This is a genomic window from Streptomyces mangrovisoli (assembly GCF_000974985.2).
In the GTDB taxonomy this organism is placed as follows: domain Bacteria; phylum Actinomycetota; class Actinomycetes; order Streptomycetales; family Streptomycetaceae; genus Streptomyces; species Streptomyces mangrovisoli.
The window spans coordinates 68,004-89,007 of record NZ_LAVA02000003.1; the positions used below are offsets into that span (position 1 = coordinate 68,004).

The window sequence follows — 21,004 nt, forward strand, 5'->3', positions numbered from 1 at the left end:
CCCGATCGGTGGTGCGGTGGTGTGCTGCGGGGGGCGGGTCAGGTGGCCACCCACTTCTCCTCGCTGCGGCGCACCAGGCCCCACAGCGAGGTGAAGTAGACGGCGTGCTGGAAGAGGTCGTAGAGCATCTCCGGGATCATCACGGCCGCCACCAGGACCGCGAGGGGTCCGGCGCGGCGCACGGAGACGGTCTTCTCCAGCACGAAGAGCAGACCGATCGAGGTCCAGAACGGCGAGAGGCCGGGCCAGCCGTACATGGACATCGACACGGTCATGAAGGTCAGGTAGACGAAGAAGGACAGCGCGCCGAAGCCCATGAGGAACTGCTGGACGAAGTAGCGCGCGGTGACCTTGGTCCAGCCGTAGTCGCGCAGGTTCTCCAGGGCGCCGCGCTGCCAGCGCAGCCGCTGGTGCCACAGCTTGGGCAGGCTCGGCATCACCTCGGTGACGACGGCGCAGCCGGCCGGTGACATGGTGCGGTAGCCGAGGGTCTTGACCGCCTTGGTCATCTCGTCGTCCTCGGTGAGCGAGGCGAGGCTGTAGTAGCCGCTGCCGCCGCCGATCACGCCGTCGCGGCGCGCGGCCCGTACCTCGCGCAGCACCCGGGCCTGGAACATGGTCCCGGTGCCGGTGAGCACCTGCGCCTTGCCGCCGCTGCGGTCCAGTTCCCACGCGTAGCGCTGGAACTCCATGCGTTGCAGCAGGCCGAGCAGGCCGCCGCCGCTCTCGCCGTAGAAGACGCCGCCGACGGCGCCGACCTTGCGGTTGAAGGTGCCTTCGGCGGTCTCGGTGAACCACGGGTCGAGGACGGTGTCCGCGTCCTGCACCAGCAGCAGGTCGCGGTCGTCGAGATGGGGCAGCAGCCAGGCGATGGCCTGGTTGAGGGCGCCCGCCTTCTTGTGGGTGTTGCCCTGCGTGTGGAAGACCTGCGCGCCGTGCTCGGCGGCGATCTCCGCGGTGGCGTCGGTGCAGTTGTCGCACACGACGACGATCAGGTCCGGGGGACGGGTCTGGTCCCACAGGCCGTCGATGGCCGCGGCGACGCGGTCCTCTTCGTTGTGGGCGGGTATGAGCACCGCGAGGCGCGGGCGGACCGCGGGTTCCTCGCGGGCCGCGTGCGCCCGTCGTGCGGCGTGGCGCCGTGGGCGCGACGATCGCGACGTGTGTGCGGGCATGCCCGCGGTCGTCGCGGCATGGTCGAGCACCGAGCCCCCCCAGGTGATGCTGCGCCGGGCCCGGCGCCGTCATTCCCGGGACCTCGTGAGGCACAAAGTCTTCACGAGATGCACACACCACCACAAGCGGGCAGGGGTTACGGAATGGGCAAGGTTGTCTGTGTTCGACCTGTGCGTACGCCATGTCCCTTTCGGGGCGTGATGTGGACGCACCTGAATCTTTTTGACCGCGTGTCGGGTCAGACGCCGTACCCGTCCGAGTAGCCGTCACGCCGGTGGTGCACGGCGCCGTCTTCTTCGATCACCGGTGTCGACGGCGGCATCACCACGCGCCGGCGTCGGGCGATGCTGCTGAACGTCGTCACGCCGATCAGGCCGACGATCATCAGGATGATGCCGACCAGATCGAGGTTGACCCCGTTCATGTGCCAGTCGGTCGCGAACGTGAGAATGGCTCCCACGGCTATGAGGATGATGCATCCGCCGAGGCCCATGGCTGTCGCCTCCCCAATCCGGTCCGGTCGTTCCGGACCGGACCTGCGGGTACCCCCGCTTCGGCGAACTAGCCCTCCAGGAACGCCACCAGAGCGTTCGTCAGCAGGTACGGGTCGTCGGCGCCGCACAACTCCCGTGCGCTGTGCATCGACAGGATCGCCACGCCGATGTCGACGGTCCTGATGCCGTGCCGGGCCGCGGTGATCGGGCCGATGGTGGTGCCGCAGGGCATGGAGTTGTGGGAGACGAACGACTGGAACGGCACCCCGGCCCGCTCGCACGCGGCGGCGAACACCGCGCGGCCCGAACCGTCCGTGGCGTAGCGGTTGTTGACGTTCACCTTGAGGATCGGACCGCCGTTGACGCGCGGGTGGTGCGTGGGGTCGTGGCGCTCGGCGTAGTTGGGGTGCACGGCGTGGCCGGTGTCGGAGGACAGACAGAGCGTGCCCGCGAAGGCCCGCGCCCGGTCCTCGTACGACCCGCCGCGGGCGAACACCGAGCGCTCCAGCACGCCGCCGAGCAGCGGCCCGTCCGCGCCGGTGTCCGACTGCGAGCCGTTCTCCTCGTGGTCGAAGGCGGCGAGCACGGGGATGCAGTCCAGGCCCTCGGACGCGGCCGCGGCGGTCAGGGCGACGGTCCCGGCGTGCACGGAGAGCAGGTTGTCCATCCGCGGGCCCGCGACGAGTTCGCGGTCGCGGCCCAGGTAGGCGGGCGCCTCGACGGAGTGGACCATGAGGTCCCAGCCGGTCACCTCGCCGGCCGCGAGACCGGCCTCCTGCTCGAGGAAGCCGATCAGGTCGCCGTCGCGCACGGAGTCGCCGAGGCCCCAGATCGGCTGGAGGTGGCGCTGCTTGTCCAGCTTCAGGCCGTCGGAGGAGACCGACCGGTCGAGGTGGATGGCGAGTTGGGGCACCCGCAGCAGCGGCCGGTCGACGTCGACCAGCCGGGTCGAGCCGTCCTTGAGGCTCAGCCGGCCGGCGAGGCCGAGGTCGCGGTCGAGCCAGGAGTTCAGCAGCGGGCCGCCGTAGATCTCCACGGCGACCTGGCGCCAGCCGTGCGCGCCGGTGTCCGGCAGCGGCTTGACGCGCAGATTGGGGGAGTCGGTGTGAGCGCCGACGATCCGGAACGGGGTGTGCGCCTCGGCCCCCTCGGGCACGAACCAGGCGATGAGGGCGCCGCCGCGCACCACGTACTTGCCGCCGCTCGTCCCGTCCCACGCGTCCGTCTCGGCGACCTGGCGGAATCCCGCCTTCTCCAGCCGTTCGGCGACGTTCGCCACGGCGTGGTACGGCGACGGGCTCGCCGCCAGGAAGGACATGAGGTCGTCGGTGTGGCCGCGGTCGAAGCGGGCGCTCGTTCTCATGACATCACCTTAACGACGTACGAAGGCCCGCTCCCGGTGTTGGAGCGGGCCCTCGTGTGGACGGTGTGGAGTTTCGCCGGAGGACGCGGCCAGGGGGATTTTCGAAACACCCCCTGGTGGCTAGAACGCGGCCTCGTCCAGCTCCATCAGGTCCAGCTCGACGTTCTCCGAGATCTTGCGGGCCAGGGTCACGCCCGGCAGCACGTTGGCCGCGAAGAACTTCGCCGCAGCGATCTTGCCGGTGTAGAAAGCCACGTCCTTGGCGGAGGCGGTCTGGAGCTTCTCGGCGGCGATCGCGGCGCCCTTGAGCAGCAGGTAGCCGACGACGACGTCACCGGAGGCGAGCAGCAGGCGGGTGGTGTTGAGGCCCACCTTGTAGATGTTCTTGACGTCCTGCTCGGTCGCCGCGAGGTCGGTCAGCATCAGGCCGACGATCGCCTCGAGCTCGACGGCCGCCTTGGCGAGGTGCTCGCGGGCGCCGGCCAGCTCCTCGCCGCCGGTGCCGAGCGCGAGGAACTTCTTGATGTCCTCGGCCAGCGAGTTCAGCGCCGCGCCCTGGTTGCGGACGATCTTCCGGAAGAAGAAGTCCTGGCCCTGGATCGCGGTGGTGCCCTCGTACAGGGTGTCGATCTTGGCGTCGCGGATGTACTGCTCGATCGGGTACTCCTGGAGGAACCCGGAGCCGCCGAAGGTCTGGAGCGACTGCGCGAGCTGCTCGTAGCCCTTCTCGGAGCCGTAGCCCTTGACGATCGGCAGGAGCAGGTCGTTCAGCGCGTGCTCGGTGGCGGCGTCCTCGCCGGTCGTCTCCTTGAGGGCGATGGTGTCCTGCACGGAGGCCGTGTAGAGGACCAGGGCGCGCATGCCCTCCGCGTACGCCTTCTGCGTCATGAGCGAGCGGCGCACGTCGGGGTGGTGGGTGATGGTGACCTTCGGCGCGGACTTGTCCATGAAGTTGGCCAGATCGGGACCCTGGACGCGCTCCTTGGCGTACTCGAGGGCGTTGAGGTAGCCCGTCGAGAGGGTGGAGATCGCCTTCGTGCCGACCATCATGCGGGCGAACTCGATGATGCGGAACATCTGGCGGATGCCGTCGTGCTTGTCGCCGATCAGCCAGCCCTTGGCGGGGTGCCGGTCGCCGAACGTCATCTCGCAGGTGTTGGACGCCTTCAGGCCCATCTTGTGCTCGACGTTGGTGGCGTAGACGCCGTTGCGCTCGCCGAGCTCGCCGGTGGTGCCGTCGAAGAGGAACTTCGGGACGAGGAAGAGGGAGAGGCCCTTGGTGCCGGGGCCGGCGCCCTCGGGGCGGGCGAGGACGTAGTGGAGGATGTTCTCCTCCATGTCGTGCTCACCCGAGGTGATGAAGCGCTTCACGCCCTCGATGTGCCAGGAGCCGTCCTCCTGCTGCACCGCCTTGGTGCGGCCGGCGCCGACGTCCGAGCCCGCGTCGGGCTCGGTGAGCACCATGGTGGAGCCCCAGGTGCGGTCGACGGCGAGCTGCGCCCACTGCTTCTGCTCCTCGGTGCCCTCGTCGAAGAGGATGCGGGCGAAGGCCGGGCCGGAGGAGTACATCCACACGGCCGGGTTCGCGCCGAGGACCAGCTCCGCGTACGCCCAGATCAGGGACGGCGGGGCGGTGGTGCCGCCGAGCTCCTCGGGCAGGCCGAGACGCCAGTACTCCGAGTCCATGAACGCCTTGTAGCTCTTCTTGAAGGACGCGGGGACCGGCGCGGTGTTGGTCTCGGGGTCGAAGACGGGCGGATTGCGGTCGGCGTCCGTGAAGGACTCCGCCAGCTCGTTCTCCGAGAGTCGGGTCAGCTCCTCGAGCACGCTCTTGGCGGTCTCGGTGTCCATCTCCTCGAACGGGCCGGTGCCGTACAGCTTGTCCCGCCCCAGGACTTCGAACAGGTTGAACTCGATGTCGCGGAGATTCGACTTGTAGTGCCCCATGGCCACGGCTCCGTTTGAGGATCGGCGAGGCACTGGATCCTCGCACTAGTTCACGTACTAACAAGTAGCTAAGATGATGCTACCCGTCGGTAATAAGAAGCAACCCCGAACCGGCCATCTGTGACTCAGTAGGCTTTGACGCATGTACGGCTACGACCAGAACGTGGGCGCCCAGCAGGGCTATGTCCCGCCGCAGCAGCAGATGGCCGGCGGCGTGGGCGGATACGGCCAGCAGCCGCCCCTGTATCCCGAGCCGTCGCCGCCCTCGCTGGTGGACGCGGTGCGCGCCTTCACCACCGGTCAGCTGGCGGCCGAGGACTTCCAGCAGGTCTTCGCGACCTCCAAGGTGTACTGCCCGCGGGGTGACAACCCGGGCTTCCTCGCACTGCACAACACCCAGCAGCCGGTGATCCCGATGTTCACCTCGCTCAAGGAGCTGCGCCGGTACGCGGGCAAGGAGTCCAAGTACTTCGTGATCATGGGCGCGGAGGTGCTCGACCTGCTGCCGACGGGGTACGGCTTCGTCCTCGACATGGAGGGCGAGCACCGGATCGTCTTCGACGCCAAGTCCGTCGAACAGATGGTCGATTTTGCCATGCGCAGAATGTACGGCTGAGCAGTTCCTGGACGTAGTCGCCGGGCCCGGGGGGAATGCCCTCCGGGCCCGTGGCGTTCCGGGTAGCAAGAAGTTCAATGCTCAACTAAACTTGCCGCACAAGGAGGTACCGACATGCCCGCAGTGACCGTCGAGAACCCGTTGACCCTGCCCCGCGTGGCCGCGTCCGCAGACGCCGTGGCACGCCCGGTGCTGGGCATCACGACCGCGCCGAGCGGATTCGAGGGCGAGGGCTTCCCCGTGCGGCGCGCCTTCGCCGGGATCCATTACCGCCACCTCGACCCGTTCATCATGATGGACCAGATGGGTGAGGTGGAGTACGCGCCGGGCGAGCCCAAGGGCACCCCCTGGCACCCGCACCGCGGCTTCGAGACCGTGACGTACATCATCGACGGGATCTTCGATCACCAGGACTCGCAGGGTGGTGGCGGCACCATCACCAACGGCGACACCCAGTGGATGACGGCGGGCTCGGGCCTGCTGCACATCGAGGCGCCGCCGGAGTCGCTGGTCATGTCCGGCGGTCTCTTCCACGGCCTGCAGCTGTGGGTGAACCTGCCGGCCAAGGACAAGATGATGGCCCCGCGCTACCAGGACATCCGTGGCGGCAGCGTGCAGCTGCTGACCTCCCCGGACGGCGGGGCGTTGCTGCGGGTGATCGCCGGTGAGCTCGACGGCCACGCCGGCCCGGGCATCACCCACACCCCGATCACGATGGTCCACGCCACGCTGGCGCCGGGCGCCGAGATCACGCTGCCCTGGCGCGAGGACTTCAACGGCCTGGCGTACGTGCTGGCCGGCCGCGGCGCGGTCGGCGCCGACCGGCGGCCGATCCGCATGGGCCAGACCGCGGTGTTCGGGGCGGGCGGCTCGCTGACCGTCCGCGCGGACGAGAAGCAGGACTCGAACACCCCCGACCTGGAGGTCGTGCTCCTCGGTGGGCAGCCCATCCGCGAGCCCATGGCGCACTACGGCCCGTTCGTCATGAACACCCAGGACGAGCTCATGCAGGCGTTCGAGGACTTCCAGAAGGGCCGCCTCGGCACGGTCCCCGCGGTCCACGGCATGACGGAGGCCGGTCCGCAGGACTGATCGGCCCCGGGGCGACTGACGCCTCGTCACCCGGGCGGGCTGTCCGTACGCGACAGCCCGCCCGGTCCGTGTTCCGCTGGAAGCGTGCCGGACCCCACCCCGCTGCTGCCCGAACCCGTGCGCCGAGCCGCCGCCTGGTGCGCCGTCGTACTGCTGGCCTCGGGGGTGGTCTGGATCGGCGCCCGGCTGTGCGTCACCTTCCGTACGGCCGTCATCCCCGTACTGCTGGCCCTGCTCGGCACGGCGCTGCTCGGACCGCTGCACCGCCGCATGGTGCAGGCCCGGGTGAACCGGTCGCTGGCCGCGGCGCTCACCTGTGTCGCCGTGGTGGCCGTGGTCGGCGGAGCCGTCTACATCGTGGTGGCCGCGCTGGTGAACAGCGGGGACCAGATCGTGTCGTCGCTGCGGCAGGCCGCGAAGTCGGTGGCCCGGCACTTCGGCGCGGCCGGCACCTCGCTGGACGACCTCGCCGCCAACTCCAAGGACCTGCTGAGCAAGTACGGCTCCACGGCCGCCTCCAACGTGATCAGCGGGGTCAGCGTGGTCGGCGAGTCCATCGCCATGGCCGTGCTCGCGCTGCTGCTGGTGTTCTTCTTCCTGCGCGACTCCGACCGCGCCGTCGGCGTGCTGCGCACGCTCGCCCCCGGCTCCACGGCCGACCTGCTGGAGGCGATGGCCCGCCGCGCCTTCGGGGCCGTCGAGGGGTTCATGCGCGGCACCACCGTCATCGCGCTCATCGACGCCACCTGCATCACCATCGGCCTGCTGATCCTCGACGTGCCCGGTGCGGTCGGCCTCGGCGCGCTGGTCTTCGTCGGCGCCTACGTCCCTTACCTGGGCGCGTTCCTCTCCGGCGCGGTGGCCGTGCTGGTCGCGCTGGCCGACCGCGGGTTCGTCATCGCGCTGTGGGCGCTCGGCGTGGTGGTGGCGGTGCAGGTGCTGGAGGGACATGTGCTCCAGCCGGCCATCCAGAGCCGCACGGTGCAGATGCATCCGGCCGTGGTGATGCTGGCGATCACGGCGGGGGCGTCGGTGGCCGGGATCATCGGGATGCTGCTGGCGGTCCCGCTGACGGCGGCGGCGTTCGGCGTCCTGGAGGAACTGCGCGCACCGCGCCCGGTCCCGCGGAAGGAGTCCTAGGGCCTGGCTAGTCCTGCTCCTCCGCCGGCCGCTCGAAGAGTTCGAACCACGTGCTCTTGCCCTCGCCCCGCGGGTCCACCCCCCACGCGTCCGCCAGCAGCTCGATCAGGACCAGGCCGCGCCCGGAGGACGCCATCTCGCCGGGGCGCCGCTTGTGCGGCAGGTCGTCGCTGGTGTCGGTGACCTCCACCCGCATCCGCCGCTTGTCCGGTTCGCCGGACACCTCGGCGGTCAGCAGCGCGTCCGCGTCCGTGTGCACGAGGACGTTGGTGAGCGTCTCGGACAGCAGCAGCACCGCCGAGTCCACCTGGTCGGGCGAGGACCAGTCGTGCAGCAGCTCGCGCAGCTGCTGCCGGGCCACGGCGACCCGCTCCGGCTCGGCCTGGGCCACCGTGAGCATGGTGCGCCGCACCCGCGGCCGTACGACCCCGCTGCCGCCCGGTCCGGCGGCCGTCGGGGGCCGGCTGAGGAGCAGTACGGCGATGTCGTCCTCGCGGCGGTCGGCGAGCGGGCCGGTGGTGTGGTGCGAGGACGGCCCGGTGACCCCCTGCACGAGCGCGTCGGCCAGCCCCTCCAGATCGCCGGTGTGCGCTTCGAGGATCGCCCGCACCCGCTGCCAGCCGCTCTCCAGGTCGTGGCCGCCGGTCTCGATCAGGCCGTCGGTGCACAGCAGCATGGTCTCGCCGGGCTGGAGGACGAACCGGGTCGTCGGATAGTCGGCGTCCGGGTCGATGCCCAGCGGCAGCCCGCCCGCCGTGGGCCGGGCCAGCACCGTTCCGTCGCTCATCCGGATCGCCGGGTCCAGATGCCCGGCGCGGGCGATCTCCAGGACGCCGGTCGCCGGGTCGGCCTCGACATACAGGCAGGTGGCGAAGCGCAGGTCCGATTCGTCGTCGGCGGTGATGCCGTGCAGGAAGCGGGAGGCACGGGCGAGCACGGCGTCCGGGCGGTGGCCCTCGGAGGCGTAGGCGCGCAGCGCGATGCGCAACTGGCCCATCAGCCCGGCCGCACGCACGTCATGGCCCTGGACGTCGCCGACGACCATGGCGATACGGCTGCCGCCGGGCCGGGAGCGGGAGGTGCCGCCGGGCAGCGGGATCAGGTCGTACCAGTCGCCGCCGACCTGGAGCCCGCCGCCGGTGGGTATGTAGCGGGCGGCGACGTCCAGGCCCGGGATCTCGGGGCCGAGGCTCGGCAGCATGGTGCGCTGGAGGCCGTCGGTCAGCTCCCGCTCGGACTCGGCGGTCCCGGCGCGGGTCAGGGCCTGGGCGAGCATGCGGGCGACCGTGGTGAGCACCGAGCGCTCGTCGGGCGTGAAGGCCACGGGATAGGCGAAGCCGGCCATCCAGGCGCCCATCGTCCGTCCGGAGACCGACAGCGGCAGGAACGCCCAGGAGCGCCGGCCGAAGGCGCGGGCGAGCGGCCACGTGAGCGGATAGCGCGACCGGTACTGCTCGGGGGAGGACAGATAGACGGCACGGCCGGTGCGGACCACCTCGGCGGCCGGATAGTCCGTGGCCAGCGACATGTGCGAGAAGGGGTCCTCGTCGCCGGGCTGCTGTCCGTGGTGCCCGATGATCGTCAGCCGGTCGCCCTGGACGCCGAAGACGGCCAGCCCGTCCGGGGAGAACCCGGGCATCGACAGGCCCGCCGCGACCCGCAGCACCTCTTCCGTGGAGCGCGCCTCGGCCAGCGCCCGGCCGGCGTCCAGCAGGAACGCCTCGCGCGAGCGCCGCCAGTCGCCGGTGACCGCGCTGCGCCCGGCCGGGGTGCCCGGCGAGGGCTCGGTGACCTCCTGGAGGGTGCCGATGAGTTCGTAGGCCTTCTTCACCGGGTCGAAGGAGGGCTTGGAGCGGCTGCGCACCACCCGGACGATCCGGCCGTGCTCGTCCATGATCCGGATGCGCACCTCGGCGAGGGTGGACTCGGCGACGGCGAGCTGCACCACGCCGGTGATCTCGTTCCAGTCGACGGGGTGCAGCCGGGCCCGGGTCTGGGCCTCCGTGAGGACGACCCCCTCGGCGGGCAGGCCGAGCAGCCGAGCCGCCTCGGCGTCGACCGTGACGAGACCCGTGGCGGTGTCCCAGTGCCAGAGGCCGGTCGCGAGGGCGGCGAGGACCTCCCCCACGGCAGGCAGGGGCTCACCAGTGCGCATTGCCCCACTTTAAGAACAGATGATCGGGGCCTGCCACTGATCTGCAAGAAATGATGATCGAAATCGTGCGCCGGGACGCCCTCCGCGCCCCCGGCGCCGCGAGCCGTAATGGTGGAGAGCCGATCGTGGCCCGCCCGGTAGGCTGGGACAGAGTTTCACGTGAAACAACGGCCCCGATCCCCGATCCGCGAAGACTGGATGAACGACGATGCATCGGTACAGGTCCCACACCTGCGGCGAGCTCCGCTCCTCTGACGTCGGCACCGACGTCCGGCTGAGTGGCTGGCTGCACAATCGGCGCGACCTGGGCGGCATCCTCTTCATCGATCTGCGCGACCACTACGGCATCACGCAGCTCGTGGCGCGCCCCGGCACCCCGGCGTACGAGGCCCTGGACAAGCTGTCCAAGGAGACCACCGTCCGCATCGACGGCCAGGTCGTCTCGCGCGGCGCGGAGAACATCAACGCCGAACTGCCCACCGGCGAGGTCGAGATCGAGGTCGGCGAGGTCGAGGTGCTCGGCGCCGCCGCCCCGCTGCCGTTCACGATCAACGCCGAGGACGGCGTCAACGAGGAGCGGCGCCTGGAGTACCGCTTCCTCGACCTGCGCCGCGAGCGCATGCACCGCAACATCATGCTGCGCACGGCCGTGATCGCCTCCATCCGCCAGAAGATGGTGACGATGGGCTTCAACGAGATGGCGACGCCGATCCTGTCCGCGACCTCTCCCGAGGGCGCCCGCGACTTCGTCGTCCCCTCCCGGCTGCACCCGGGCAAGTTCTACGCCCTGCCGCAGGCCCCGCAGCAGTTCAAGCAGCTGCTGATGATCTCCGGCTTCGACCGCTACTTCCAGATCGCGCCCTGCTTCCGCGACGAGGACGCCCGCGCCGACCGCTCGCCGGGCGAGTTCTACCAGCTCGACGTCGAGATGAGCTTCGTCGAGCAGGAGGACGTCTTCCAGCCGATCGAGAAGCTGATGACGGAGATCTTCGAGGAGTTCGGCGGCGGTCGCCACGTCACCTCGCCGTTCCCGCGGATCCCGTTCCGCGAGGCGATGCTGAAGTACGGCTCCGACAAGCCGGACCTGCGCGCCAAGCTCGAACTGGTCGACATCACCGACGTGTTCGAGGGCTCGGAGTTCAAGGCGTTCGCCGGCAAGCACGTGCGTGCGCTGGCCGTGCCGGACGTCTCCGCCCAGCCCCGCAAGTTCTTCGACGGCCTCGGCGACTACGCCGTCGAGCAGGGCGCGAAGGGCCTGGCCTGGGTCCGCGTCGCCGAGGACGGCTCGCTGTCCGGCCCGATCGCGAAGTTCCTCACCGAGGAGAACGTCGCCGAGCTGACCAAGCGTCTGTCGCTGGCCGCGGGCCACGCGGTGTTCTTCGGCGCCGGCGAGTTCGACGAGGTCTCCAAGATCATGGGCGCCGTGCGCGTCGAGGCCGCCAAGCGCGCCGGCCACTTCGAGGAGGGCGTCTTCCGGTTCTGCTGGATCGTCGACTTCCCGATGTACGAGAAGGACGAGGAGACGGGCGCGATCGACTTCTCGCACAACCCGTTCTCGATGCCGCAGGGCGGCCTGGAGGCCCTTCAGACCCAGGACCCGCTGGACATCCTCGGCTGGCAGTACGACATCGTCTGCAACGGCGTCGAGCTGTCCTCCGGCGCGATCCGTAACCACGAGCCCGAGATCATGCTCAAGGCGTTCGAGATCGCGGGCTACGACCGCGAGACGGTCGAGGACAAGTTCGCGGGCATGCTGCGCGCGTTCCGCTTCGGCGCCCCGCCGCACGGCGGCATCGCCCCGGGCGTGGACCGCATGGTCATGCTGCTCGCGGACGAGCCCAACATCCGCGAGACCATCGCGTTCCCGCTCAACGGCAACGCCCTGGACCTGATGATGGGCGCGCCGACCGAGCTGGACGAGACCCGCCTGCGCGAGCTGCACCTGAACATCCGCAAGCCGCAGCCGAAGTAGTCCCCCCGGCACCACGAAGGGCTCGGAACCGTCCCCGGTTCCGAGCCCTTCGTCTTTTCCACGGTTCGACGGGAAGCGGCCCTCGCATGGGGATTGCGCTCCCGGACCGGAGCACGGTTTCTCAGGCTCCGGTCCGGCCATGCGAAGAGCCCGGGAACCGTTCGTTCCCGGGCTCTGTCGGTAGGGCGGCGACTACTCCGGTGCGCCGCCGAAGCGCTCCTTGTAAGTGGCCAGGTCCTCGTCCGTCAGCTTGGCGAAGAGGACCGGGGGGACCGTGAAGGGGGTGCCGGCCGGGACCGAGGTCAGGGCGCGGGCCTCCTCGGGGGTGACCCAGGTGGCGGTGTCGTCGGCGAGGGCGAACGCCTGGCGCATCGCGGCGGACGAGGACGGGATGAGCGGCTCGGAGACCACCGCGTACAGGTGGATCAGGTTCATCGCCGTGCGCAGCGTCAGGGCCGCGCCGTCCTTGTCGGTCTTGATCTCCAGCCAGGGGGCCTTCTCCTCCAGGTAGGAGTTGCCCGCGGACCACAGCGCGCGCAGGGCGGCGGCCGCCTTGCGGAACTGGAGGGCCTCCATCTGCGCCTCGTACTCGGCGAGGAGCTCCGCGATCTGCTCGCCCAGCTTCGCCTCCGCCTCGCCGGGCACGCCGCCCTCGGGGACGTCGTCGCCGAAGCGCTTGCGGGAGAACGACAGCACGCGGTTGACGAAGTTGCCGAGGGTGTCGGCCAGGTCCTTGTTCACCGTCGCGGTGAAGTGCTCCCAGGTGAACGAGGAGTCGTCCGACTCGGGGGCGTTGGCGATCAGGAAGTAGCGCCAGTAGTCGGCCGGGAGGATGTCCAGGGCCTGGTCGGTGAAGACGCCGCGCTTCTGCGAGGTGGAGAACTTCCCGCCGTAGTACGTCAGCCAGTTGAAGGCCTTCACGTAGTCGACCTTCTTCCACGGCTCGCGCACGCCCAGCTCGGTGGCCGGGAACATCACGGTGTGGAAGGGGACGTTGTCCTTGGCCATGAACTGCGTGTAGCGGACCGGGTTCTCGCCGGAGTCCGCGTCGTACCACCAGGACTTCCAGTCGCGGCTGTCCGGGTCCTGGTCGGCCCACTCCTTCGTCGCGCCGATGTACTCGATCGGGGCGTCGAACCAGACGTAGAAGACCTTGCCCTCGGCCGCCAGCTCCGGCCAGGTGTCCGCCGGGACGGGCACGCCCCAGTCCAGGTCACGGGTGATGGCGCGGTCGTGCAGCCCCTCGGTCAGCCACTTGCGGGCGATCGAGGAGGCCAGCTGCGGCCAGTGGGCCTCGTGGCGGGCCACCCACTCCTCGACCTCGTGCTGCAGCTTGGACTGGAGCAGGAAGAGGTGCTTGGTCTCGCGGACCTCCAGGTCGGTGGAGCCGGAGATCGCGGAGCGCGGGTTGATCAGGTCGGTCGGGTCGAGCACGCGGGTGCAGTTCTCGCACTGGTCGCCGCGGGCCTTGTCGTAGCCGCAGTGCGGGCAGGTGCCCTCGACGTAGCGGTCCGGCAGGAAGCGGCCGTCGGTCGGCGAGTAGACCTGGCGGATCGCCCGCTCCTCGATGAAGCCGTTCTCGTTGAGGCGGCGCGCGAAGTGCTGGGTGATGTCGCGGTTCTCCGCGGAGGAGCTGCGGCCGAAGTAGTCGAAGGCCAGCGCGAAGCCGTCGTAGACCGCCTTCTGGGCGTCGTGGGCCTGCGCGCAGAACGCGTCGACGGGGAGGCCCTGCTCCTTCGCGGCCAGCTCGGCCGGGGTGCCGTGCTCGTCCGTCGCGCAGATGTAGAGCACGTCGTGCTCGCGCTGGCGCAGGTACCGCGCGTACACGTCGGCCGGGAGCATGGACCCCACCATGTTGCCCAGGTGCTTGATCCCGTTGATGTACGGAAGGGCGCTGGTGATGAGGTGTCGAGCCATCGGGGGCTGCTCCCAGGTCGCTACGGGTACGAACCTTGAAATCGTAGCCGACGTGTGTATGCCGCCCGCCTCCCGTTTTACGGGGTGAGAAGCGGGCGGCATCGGGAGCCGCGGGGGCTCGCAGGTCGTGCGGGGGTCGGCCCGGGGGGCCCGCGAGCCTACGGACGCCAGTTCGCCAGGACGCCCTCGTAGAGCTCCGTGTCGGTGAGCTCCTTGGGGGCCGGCCCCGCGTGGAAGAACGACGTGTTGTCGGACTTCAGCTTGCGGAGGTAGTCGAAGGCCTTGTTGTCGTGCTCGCCGAACGCGACGAAGGAGAAGAACACGGCGGGGTGGTTCTTCGCGGCGTCCGCGAGGGCCTGGGTGGCCGGGGTCTTCGCGTCCGGGGCGCCGTCCGTCTGGAAGACCACGAGGGCGGGGGCGGCGGGGTCGGCCGACTTCTCGTGGGCGGCGAGCACGGCGTCGACGGCGGCGTGGTAGCTGGTGCGGCCCATGCGGCCGAGGCCGGCGTGAACCTCGTCGATGCGGTTGTCGATGGTGGCGGGGGTGAGGTCGGTCGTGCCGTCCACCTCCGTGGAGAAGAAGACGACGTGGACCGTGGCGTCCGGGGTCTCGGGGTCGAGGTGGGCCGCCAGGGCGAGGGTCTGCTCGGCGAGGGCCTGGGCGGAGCCGTCCTTGTAGTACGGCCGCATGGAGGCGGACCTGTCGAGGACGAGGTAGACCTTGGCGGTGGTGCCGGTCAGCTTGTTCGCAGCGAGGGCGCTGGCCGCTGCGTCCGCCGGGGGCTCGGCCTCGGCTGCGCCGTCGGCCTCGCCGGTGTTCCCACCCGCACCACCCGTGACGGTCTCGTCGTCGGCTGCGAGTGGCCCCTGCGCGGTGTCCTCGCCGTCGGCGGCCACGGGGTCGATTGCGTCTGACGCTTCCGCCGGGAGCGCGGCCTCGGCTGCGCCGTCGGCCTCGCCGGTGTTCCCACCCGCACCACCCGTGACGGTCTCGTCGTCGACTGCGAGTGGCCCCTGCGCGGTGTCCTCGCCGTCGGCGGCCACCGGCTCCTCAGCCGGCTCGGTCGCCTCCGCGACAGCCACGACCTCGGCCTCCGGCTCGGCAGCCGCGACGGGCTCCGGCTCGGCGGCGACCACCGGTTCGGGCTCCTCGGCGATGACGGCCTCGGGTTCCTCGACGGCGGCGACCGGTTCTGGCTCCTCTACGGCGACGACAGGCTCCGGCTCCTCGGCCAGGGAGGCCTCGGGCTCTTCCTCGGCGACGGGCTCCTCGGCGGCGGCGACCGGCTCGGGCTCCTCTACGGGGACAGCGACCGGCTCCGGCTCGACGACCGGCTCCTCGGCCACGACCGGCTCCGGCTCGGCGGTCGGCTCCTCGGCCGCGGTCGGCTCCTCGGCGGTGGGTGCCTCCGGGGTCGGCTCCTCTGTGGGGGTCGGTTCCGCCGGGGGTGCCTGGTTCGGAACCGTCACGTTGTCGAAGGCCGCCGAGACCAGCTCGTGTTCGTCCTCGGTCGCGGGGCGCGGTTCCGGGACCGTCGGGGTCTCCGAGGTGGCCGTGGGCAGCTGCTCCTGCTCACGCGTCGCACCCTCTGCCTCGGCCCCGCGCTCCTCTTTGGGTGAGCGGCCGAATGTCTTTCGCAGGAGAGTGAGAATGCCCATGTGCGCAACCCTTCGCTGAGTTGAAGCCCGTCAATCCCTGGCCAGGACGGACACGTAAGGTTAGCGGCCCCGCTGGGTGATCTTCGGCAGGCATGGGGTATCCGTCCCCACCTGCGGTTACGGGGCCGTTCTGGCTGGTCATCCGCCCTCGTGCAGCGTGAGGTCGGTGAGCAGCGCGCGATGGTCGGTGTGGGCCAGACGGAGGAAGCGGGCCCCGCGGGCGGAGAAGTCCGCCGACACCAGGACGTGGTCGATCTGCGCGCCGAGCGCGGGCGCCGCGCCCGCGGGCCAGCTGGGCGCCCGCTCGTCCCCCGCGAGGCGCGCCGCGTCGCGCAGGCCGGTGCCGAGGATGCGGCGGAACGCCGCGTGGTCCTCGGTGGCGTTGAAGTCGCCGGCCAGGATCGTCGGGGCGGACCGGTCGGCCGCCGACCAGTCGCGCAGCCGGGCCAGTTCGCGGCGCCACAGGGCCACTTGGCCGGGCAGCGGCGGCATCGGATGCGCGAGCTGGAGCCGTACGGCACGGCCGTGGACGTCGGCGACCGCACCCGGCATCCCCATCGTGCCCGGCACCCCGGCCGTCGCCGTCAGCGGGAACCGGCTGAGGAGGAGGGAGCCGGTGGAGCCGTCGGCCCGCACCGCCGCCCGGTGGGGGTAGACCGCGCCGAACTCCCGGACGAGGGTGTCCTGGCAGCCGTACTCGCACTCCTCGACGAAGACGATGTCGGGGTTCAGGCTCCGGATCACCGGTACCAGCGAGCCGGTCGCCCGGCCGAACTCGACGTTCGAGGTGAGGACCCGCAGCCGGGCCAGCGCGGGCCCGTGCGGCTCGCCGCCGCCGGGGGCGCCGTACGGCTCGACGTACCAGGCGAGCAGTCCGGCCAGGACGACCGCCCAGGCCACCCCCGGCCACCAGCGGGCGGGCAGCGCCAGCAGCAGGCCGAGGGCGGTGGGCGCGAGCAGCCAGGGCAGGAAGGCGAGCAGCTGCGGCACCGGCGTGACCCCGTCGGTGTCGGCGGCCCGGCAGCCGACCACCACGCTCACGCCGAGCAGGAGCAGCCCCGCGCACCAGGCGGCCGCCCTGGTGGCGCCGGCAGCCCTGCCGGCCCTGGCGACCCCGGTCCCGATCACGGTCCCCCGACCGATCCTCATACGGTCGAGCCTAGGGCCAAAACGGACCTAAGGGCGGCTGTCCACCCGTATCAGCAGATCCCTCAGTGCCGCGTTGAACTCCTTCGGCCGTTCCAGGTTCGGCATGTGCGCCGCGCCCTCGATCACCCGCAGGACGGAGTCGGGCAGCGCCGCGTGCAGTTCGCGCGCGTCGGCGACGGGCGTGTAGGTGTCGTCCGCGCCGACCACGACCAGCGCCGGGACGGTGATCCGGGGCAACAGGCCCCGGTAGTCGGGCCGTTCGGCCCGGCCGCGCAGGGCGGCCGCGGCGCCCTCCGGCGGCGTGCCGGTCATCATGCGGTGCACCCGCGCCTTCACGTCGTCGGCGGCGTACGGCGCGACCATCTTCTCCAGGACCTCGTCGGCGTAGCCGCGCAGGCCCTCCCGCAGCAGCCGGTCCGCCATGGCGTTGCGCCCCCGCCGGCCCTCGGGGGTCTCCGGCGCCGCGAACGTGTCGGCGAGCAGCAGGCCGCGCACGCGGTCGCCGAGGCGCGCGCAGCACTCCATGGCGATCTGGCCGCCCATCGACAGGCCGCCCAGCACGAACCGGTCCACCCCGAGCGCGTCGAGGAGCTCCTCGATGTCCTGGGCGTGCGCCGACAGGGGGGTGACGCCGGGGACGACCGGGGAGGCGCCGTAGCCGCGCAGGTCGGGGGCGATCACCCGGCGTCCGGCGGCGAACTCCGCGAGCTGCGGGGCCCACATGCCGCGGTCGAAGGGGTGGCCGTGGACGAGGACCAGGGGCAGCGGAGAAGTATCCGCGCCTTTGTCCTCGTATGAGAGGAAGGGTGCCATGTCCGCGACCCTAGGCGGCCCCAACTGCTCGGTGCAATAAGATCTTTGCTCTCAGTGCAATGGGGGAGGGGCCGGGCATGGCGCAGCAGCCGGGCGGGCGGGGCGACTACCGGCGGATCGCCGACCGGATCGCCGACGACATCCGGGCCGGGCGGCTCGCGCCGGGGCGACGGCTGCCGCCGCAGCGGCAGTTCGCGCGCCGCCACGGGATCGCCGCCTCCACGGCGGGCCGCGCCTACGGCGAACTCGTACGCCGCGGGCTGGTCGTGGGCGAGGTCGGCCGGGGCACCTTCGTGCGAGCCGCGCCCGGGACGCCGTCCGGCCGGGCGCTGACCGAGCGGGCGACCGACGCCCCGGTCAACCTGGAGCTCAACTACCCTTCCGCGCCCGGCCAGGAGGAGCTTCTCGCGCCCGCCCTCGCCCCTCTGCTCCGGCCCGACGTGCTGGCCGAGGCGCTGCGCCCGGCCGCCGCAGACGGCACCGCGGCGGCGCGCGAGGCGGCCGCCGCCCTGCTCGCCGTGCCGGGCTGGCGGCCGCACCCCGGGCAACTGCTGTTCACCGGCAACGCCCGGCAGGCCGTCGCCGCCGCGCTCGCCTCGCTGGTCCGGCCCGGCGGGCGGGTGGGCGTCGAGGAGCTGACGTATCCGGTGGTCAAGGAGATCGCCGAGCGGCTGGGCATCGCCCTGGTGCCGCTCGCCACGGACGAGGAGGGGCCGGTCCCGGACGGGGTGCGCGCGGCCCACCGTTCGGCGCCGCTGTCCGCGCTCTATCTCCAGCCCACGCTGCACAACCCGACGTCGACGACCACGACCGCCGTACGGAGGGAACAACTGGCGGCCGTCGTGACGGACTTGGGGCTGCCGGTCGTCGAGGACCGGATCTGGTCGTTCCTGCGGCCGGAGCCGGCGTTCGCCGCCCACGCCCCCGAACTCACCCATGTCGTCGACGGGTTGAGCAAGCGGGTCGCGCCGGGACTCGCCGTCGGGCTTCTCGTCGTGCCGCCCGGCCGCACCGGGGCGGTCGCCGCGGCGGTGCGCTCCGGGGGCTGGAGCGCGGGGCGGTTCGCGCTGGAGGCGGCCGTGCGCTGGTGCGCGGAGGGGACCGTGGAGCGGCTGGCCGAGGCGAAAAGGCAGGGGGCGGCCCGGCGGCAGGCGCTGGTCGCGCGGCGGCTCGCCGGGTTCCGCGTGCGTTCCGACCCGCGCTCGCTGTTCGCCTGGTGGGAGCTGCCCGCGCCCTGGCGGGCGGACACCTTCACGGCCGCCGCGGCGGCGCACGGGATCGCGGTCACGCCCGGCACGGCCTTCGCGGTCGCCCCGCGCCGCACCCCCGACGCGGTCAGGCTCGGACTCGCGTCGGCGGCTGAGCCGGAGCTGGAGCGGGCGCTGCGGACCCTCGCCGCGCTCGCAGCAGCCGGTCCGGACGCAGGTACCGGCTGAACCGGGTGCCCACCGCGACCGTCACGCCGAGGGCCAGCAGCAGCCAGGCGCAGGTGCGCAGGGTGCCGGTCAGGGCGTCGTAGACCGCGCCGACGGCGGCCCGTGAGACGTCGGTGGGCAGGTCCTCCAGCGTGAGCATCCGGCCGATCGCCAGGGAGAGGCCGAGCAGCGCGCCGCCGAGCGCGGTGCCGAGCGCGGTCGCCACGATCGCGCGGCGGCGGTGGACGGAGAGGGCGATACCGGCTGCGGCGAGCACGACGGCGCTGACCGGCAGCCAGAAGCCCGCGACTTCGAGCACGTGGAACCCTTTTCTGAGCCGGTCCAGGTCCTGGGCCGGAAGGACGGCGACCTCGGTGTGCTCGACCGGGATGCGGCTCGCGAGCGGTACGTGGTCATGGGCGAGCTGGTCCTTCACCTGCGCGGTGACCGGGGCCAGATCGACGGTGACGCTGCCCGTGCGCCCGTCCCGCAGGGCGCGCAGCACGGCGTCGTGGGTGGCGCGGTTGCCCGCGTCCCACGCGGTCGCGAAGGCGGGCGTACGGGTGAAGGAGCGCACCGCGTCGTGCACGAAGGCCGGGACGTCGCGGCCCGCGGGTCCGGCGACGGAGACCTCGCGGGCGAGGCCGTCGCCGACCGTGTCGGCGATCGCGTCCCGTACGTCCGGGTCGCGGGAGAGCGGCGCCAGCGTGGCGACCCAGCGCTCCCCGTCGGTCAGCCCGTACGCCGCCCAGGCCGCCAGCGCGCCGAACGGCACGAGCAGGCAGGCGAGGGCGATGAGCGCGGCCGACAGGCCGCCTCGCAGTCGGGAGGACACGTTCCCAGCGAACGTCCGGCGCGCCCCGGGCGCGAGCCGTGGGCCGCGTCATGCCCGCCAACCGGGTGGAAACACGGCCCGGATGACCCCCGCGAGCCCCTGGACCCCTTGGGGCAAGGGGGTTTCGCGCGCTCCGGTGGAGGCTTCACCCGAACGGGTGTTTCCTGGAGCGGGGGCAAAGGAGGCGATCATGCGCACCACTTTGGCTCTGCGAACCCTCACGGCGGCCCTGCTGGCCGGCGGCGGCCTGGCCGTCGCGGCGGCGGGCACGGCAGCGGCGGCGGCACCCGTGTCGTACGCCGACGGAAACGGCGGTGGAAACGGCGGTGGAGGCGGCGGCGGTCAGGGCAGACCCGTCTGGGCCACCATCACCTCGCACGGCGACCTCAGCCTGCGGATGGCGCCCACCACGCGGGCGCCGGTGGTCGGCACCCTGGAGTCCGGCAGCCAGGTCCGGGTGCAGTGCCAGGTCAAGGGGCAGACGGTCGACGGGAATCCGTACTGGTACTGGGTCGTCGGCGCGAAGGCCTGGGCGAGTGCCGCGTTCGTGAACACCGACGGGCAGTGGGTGCGGGCCTGCGCCGACCCGATGCCGCAGTGGCGCAACGACCACTGGACCAACTGGGACGACCCGTTCTGGAACGACTCCTGGACCGTGTCGGGCTCCTTCTCCTGGAGCATCACGATCACGCGTTGACGGACGCCGGTCGGCATGGACGCGGGCCCCGGACCGACCGGTCCGGGGCCCGCGTCCATGACGGTCACTCAGCCCGCCACGGACCGGCGGGTCAGGGGACGTGATGCCCCTCGCCGTCCTCGTGCGTGTAGTACCAGTAGAAGAGCGGGATGCCGACGAGCAGGGCGATCCCGATGGACATGATCACCGAGCGCAGCACGGTCGCGCCGGTCTGGCTGTACGCGAAGCCGAACGTGATGCCGGTGAAGGCGAACCACACCACCGCGTGCGTCTCGCGCGGCAGTGACGGCGTGAGCTGGAGGACGGCCAGCATCAGCACCGCGAACACGATCGCGCTCACGAAGCCGAACAGGACGTTCCAGCCGGTGATGGGGCCACCGTCGCGCCGGATGGCCGCGACCCAGTAGCCGTAGACCAGCGCCAGTGCGACGGGCACCGTCCAGTGCACCATGCGGTGCGTGCGGGCGCTGAGGATGTCGGGCAGGTCCGTGCGCGAGAACGCGCCGGCCGCGGGTGCCGCCTGAGCCATGAGAGCACTCCTCTCTCGTCTCCCCCGCCTTCCAAT

General features: G+C 71.6%; 17 protein-coding genes. 6 read left to right on the forward strand and 11 right to left on the reverse strand.

All coding sequences use genetic code 11. The features are described 5' to 3' along the window. Nucleotides 1-38: 38 nt before the first annotated feature. From WN71_RS01365 to WN71_RS01380, 4 genes are all read right to left on the reverse strand, one after another. The gene (locus WN71_RS01365; protein WP_079177572.1) at nt 39-1,175 is read right to left on the reverse strand and encodes a glycosyltransferase family 2 protein; all 1,137 of its coding nucleotides are present in this window, start codon (nt 1,173-1,175) and stop codon (nt 39-41) included. Nucleotides 1,176-1,414: 239 nt separating this feature from the next. Further along, nucleotides 1,415-1,669: a DUF6458 family protein gene (locus tag WN71_RS01370; RefSeq protein ID WP_046581300.1), complete on the reverse strand. Its 255-nt coding sequence runs from the start codon at nt 1,667-1,669 to the stop codon at nt 1,415-1,417. A 68-nt stretch (nt 1,670-1,737) separates the two neighbouring features. Continuing rightward, nucleotides 1,738-3,033, reverse strand: a complete 1,296-nt coding sequence (locus WN71_RS01375; protein ID WP_046581301.1) for a M18 family aminopeptidase — start codon at nt 3,031-3,033, stop codon at nt 1,738-1,740. 120 nt (nt 3,034-3,153) lie between these two features. Beyond that, complete coding sequence (locus WN71_RS01380; protein ID WP_046581302.1) at nt 3,154-4,980, reverse strand: acyl-CoA dehydrogenase; 1,827 nt, start codon at nt 4,978-4,980, stop codon at nt 3,154-3,156. A gap of 142 nt (nt 4,981-5,122) precedes the next feature. Here WN71_RS01380 and WN71_RS01385 point away from each other — a divergent pair, with 142 nt between their 5' ends. From WN71_RS01385 to WN71_RS01395, 3 genes are all read left to right on the forward strand, one after another. Further along, nucleotides 5,123-5,596 (forward strand): SseB family protein, encoded by a 474-nt coding sequence (locus tag WN71_RS01385; RefSeq protein WP_046581304.1) that lies wholly within the window; start codon nt 5,123-5,125, stop codon nt 5,594-5,596. A gap of 114 nt (nt 5,597-5,710) precedes the next feature. Continuing rightward, nucleotides 5,711-6,688: a pirin family protein gene (locus tag WN71_RS01390; protein WP_046581306.1), complete on the forward strand. Its 978-nt coding sequence runs from the start codon at nt 5,711-5,713 to the stop codon at nt 6,686-6,688. An 84-nt stretch (nt 6,689-6,772) separates the two neighbouring features. Further along, nucleotides 6,773-7,828 (forward strand): AI-2E family transporter, encoded by a 1,056-nt coding sequence (locus WN71_RS01395; RefSeq protein ID WP_046581307.1) that lies wholly within the window; start codon nt 6,773-6,775, stop codon nt 7,826-7,828. Between the two features lie 7 nt (nt 7,829-7,835). Here WN71_RS01395 and WN71_RS01400 read toward each other — a convergent pair whose 3' ends face one another. Beyond that, the gene (locus tag WN71_RS01400) at nt 7,836-9,983 is read right to left on the reverse strand and encodes a SpoIIE family protein phosphatase (protein ID WP_046581308.1); all 2,148 of its coding nucleotides are present in this window, start codon (nt 9,981-9,983) and stop codon (nt 7,836-7,838) included. Nucleotides 9,984-10,191: 208 nt separating this feature from the next. On the opposite strand from WN71_RS01400, the gene aspS reads away from it, so the two are divergent. After that, nucleotides 10,192-11,955 carry an aspartate--tRNA ligase gene (gene aspS, locus WN71_RS01405; protein ID WP_046581309.1) on the forward strand — a complete coding sequence of 588 codons (1,764 nt, stop codon included), beginning with the start codon at nt 10,192-10,194 and terminating at the stop codon, nt 11,953-11,955. 192 nt (nt 11,956-12,147) lie between these two features. Here the strand turns inward: aspS and metG are convergent, their stop codons facing one another. The 4 genes from metG to WN71_RS01425 all read right to left on the reverse strand — a co-directional run bounded on the left by metG (nt 12,148) and on the right by WN71_RS01425 (nt 17,492). After that, a complete protein-coding gene (gene metG / locus WN71_RS01410; protein WP_046581310.1) occupies nt 12,148-13,872 on the reverse strand; it encodes a methionine--tRNA ligase in 1,725 nt (574 codons plus the stop codon). 158 nt (nt 13,873-14,030) lie between these two features. After that, nucleotides 14,031-15,530 (reverse strand): VWA domain-containing protein, encoded by a 1,500-nt coding sequence (locus WN71_RS01415; RefSeq protein ID WP_046581312.1) that lies wholly within the window; start codon nt 15,528-15,530, stop codon nt 14,031-14,033. A gap of 138 nt (nt 15,531-15,668) precedes the next feature. Further along, entirely contained in the window at nt 15,669-16,679 is a 1,011-nt protein-coding gene (locus WN71_RS01420; RefSeq protein WP_079177573.1) for an endonuclease/exonuclease/phosphatase family protein, read from the reverse strand. Between the two features lie 27 nt (nt 16,680-16,706). Continuing rightward, nucleotides 16,707-17,492, reverse strand: coding sequence for an alpha/beta fold hydrolase (locus WN71_RS01425; protein ID WP_046581314.1), 786 nt, complete (start codon nt 17,490-17,492; stop codon nt 16,707-16,709). Between the two features lie 77 nt (nt 17,493-17,569). Between WN71_RS01425 and WN71_RS01430 the strand changes: the two genes are divergently transcribed. Beyond that, entirely contained in the window at nt 17,570-18,928 is a 1,359-nt protein-coding gene (locus WN71_RS01430; protein WP_046581315.1) for an aminotransferase-like domain-containing protein, read from the forward strand. Here the strand turns inward: WN71_RS01430 and WN71_RS01435 are convergent. Beyond that, entirely contained in the window at nt 18,828-19,742 is a 915-nt protein-coding gene (locus tag WN71_RS01435; RefSeq protein ID WP_046581317.1) for a hypothetical protein, read from the reverse strand. The genes WN71_RS01430 and WN71_RS01435 overlap by 101 nt on opposite strands. Nucleotides 19,743-19,932: 190 nt before the next feature. Here WN71_RS01435 and WN71_RS01440 point away from each other — a divergent pair, with 190 nt between their 5' ends. After that, a complete protein-coding gene (locus WN71_RS01440) occupies nt 19,933-20,439 on the forward strand; it encodes an SH3 domain-containing protein (protein WP_046581319.1) in 507 nt (168 codons plus the stop codon). Between the two features lie 91 nt (nt 20,440-20,530). Here the strand turns inward: WN71_RS01440 and WN71_RS01445 are convergent, their stop codons facing one another. Then, a complete protein-coding gene (locus WN71_RS01445) occupies nt 20,531-20,968 on the reverse strand; it encodes a hypothetical protein (RefSeq protein WP_046581321.1) in 438 nt (145 codons plus the stop codon). Nucleotides 20,969-21,004: the final 36 nt, after the last annotated feature.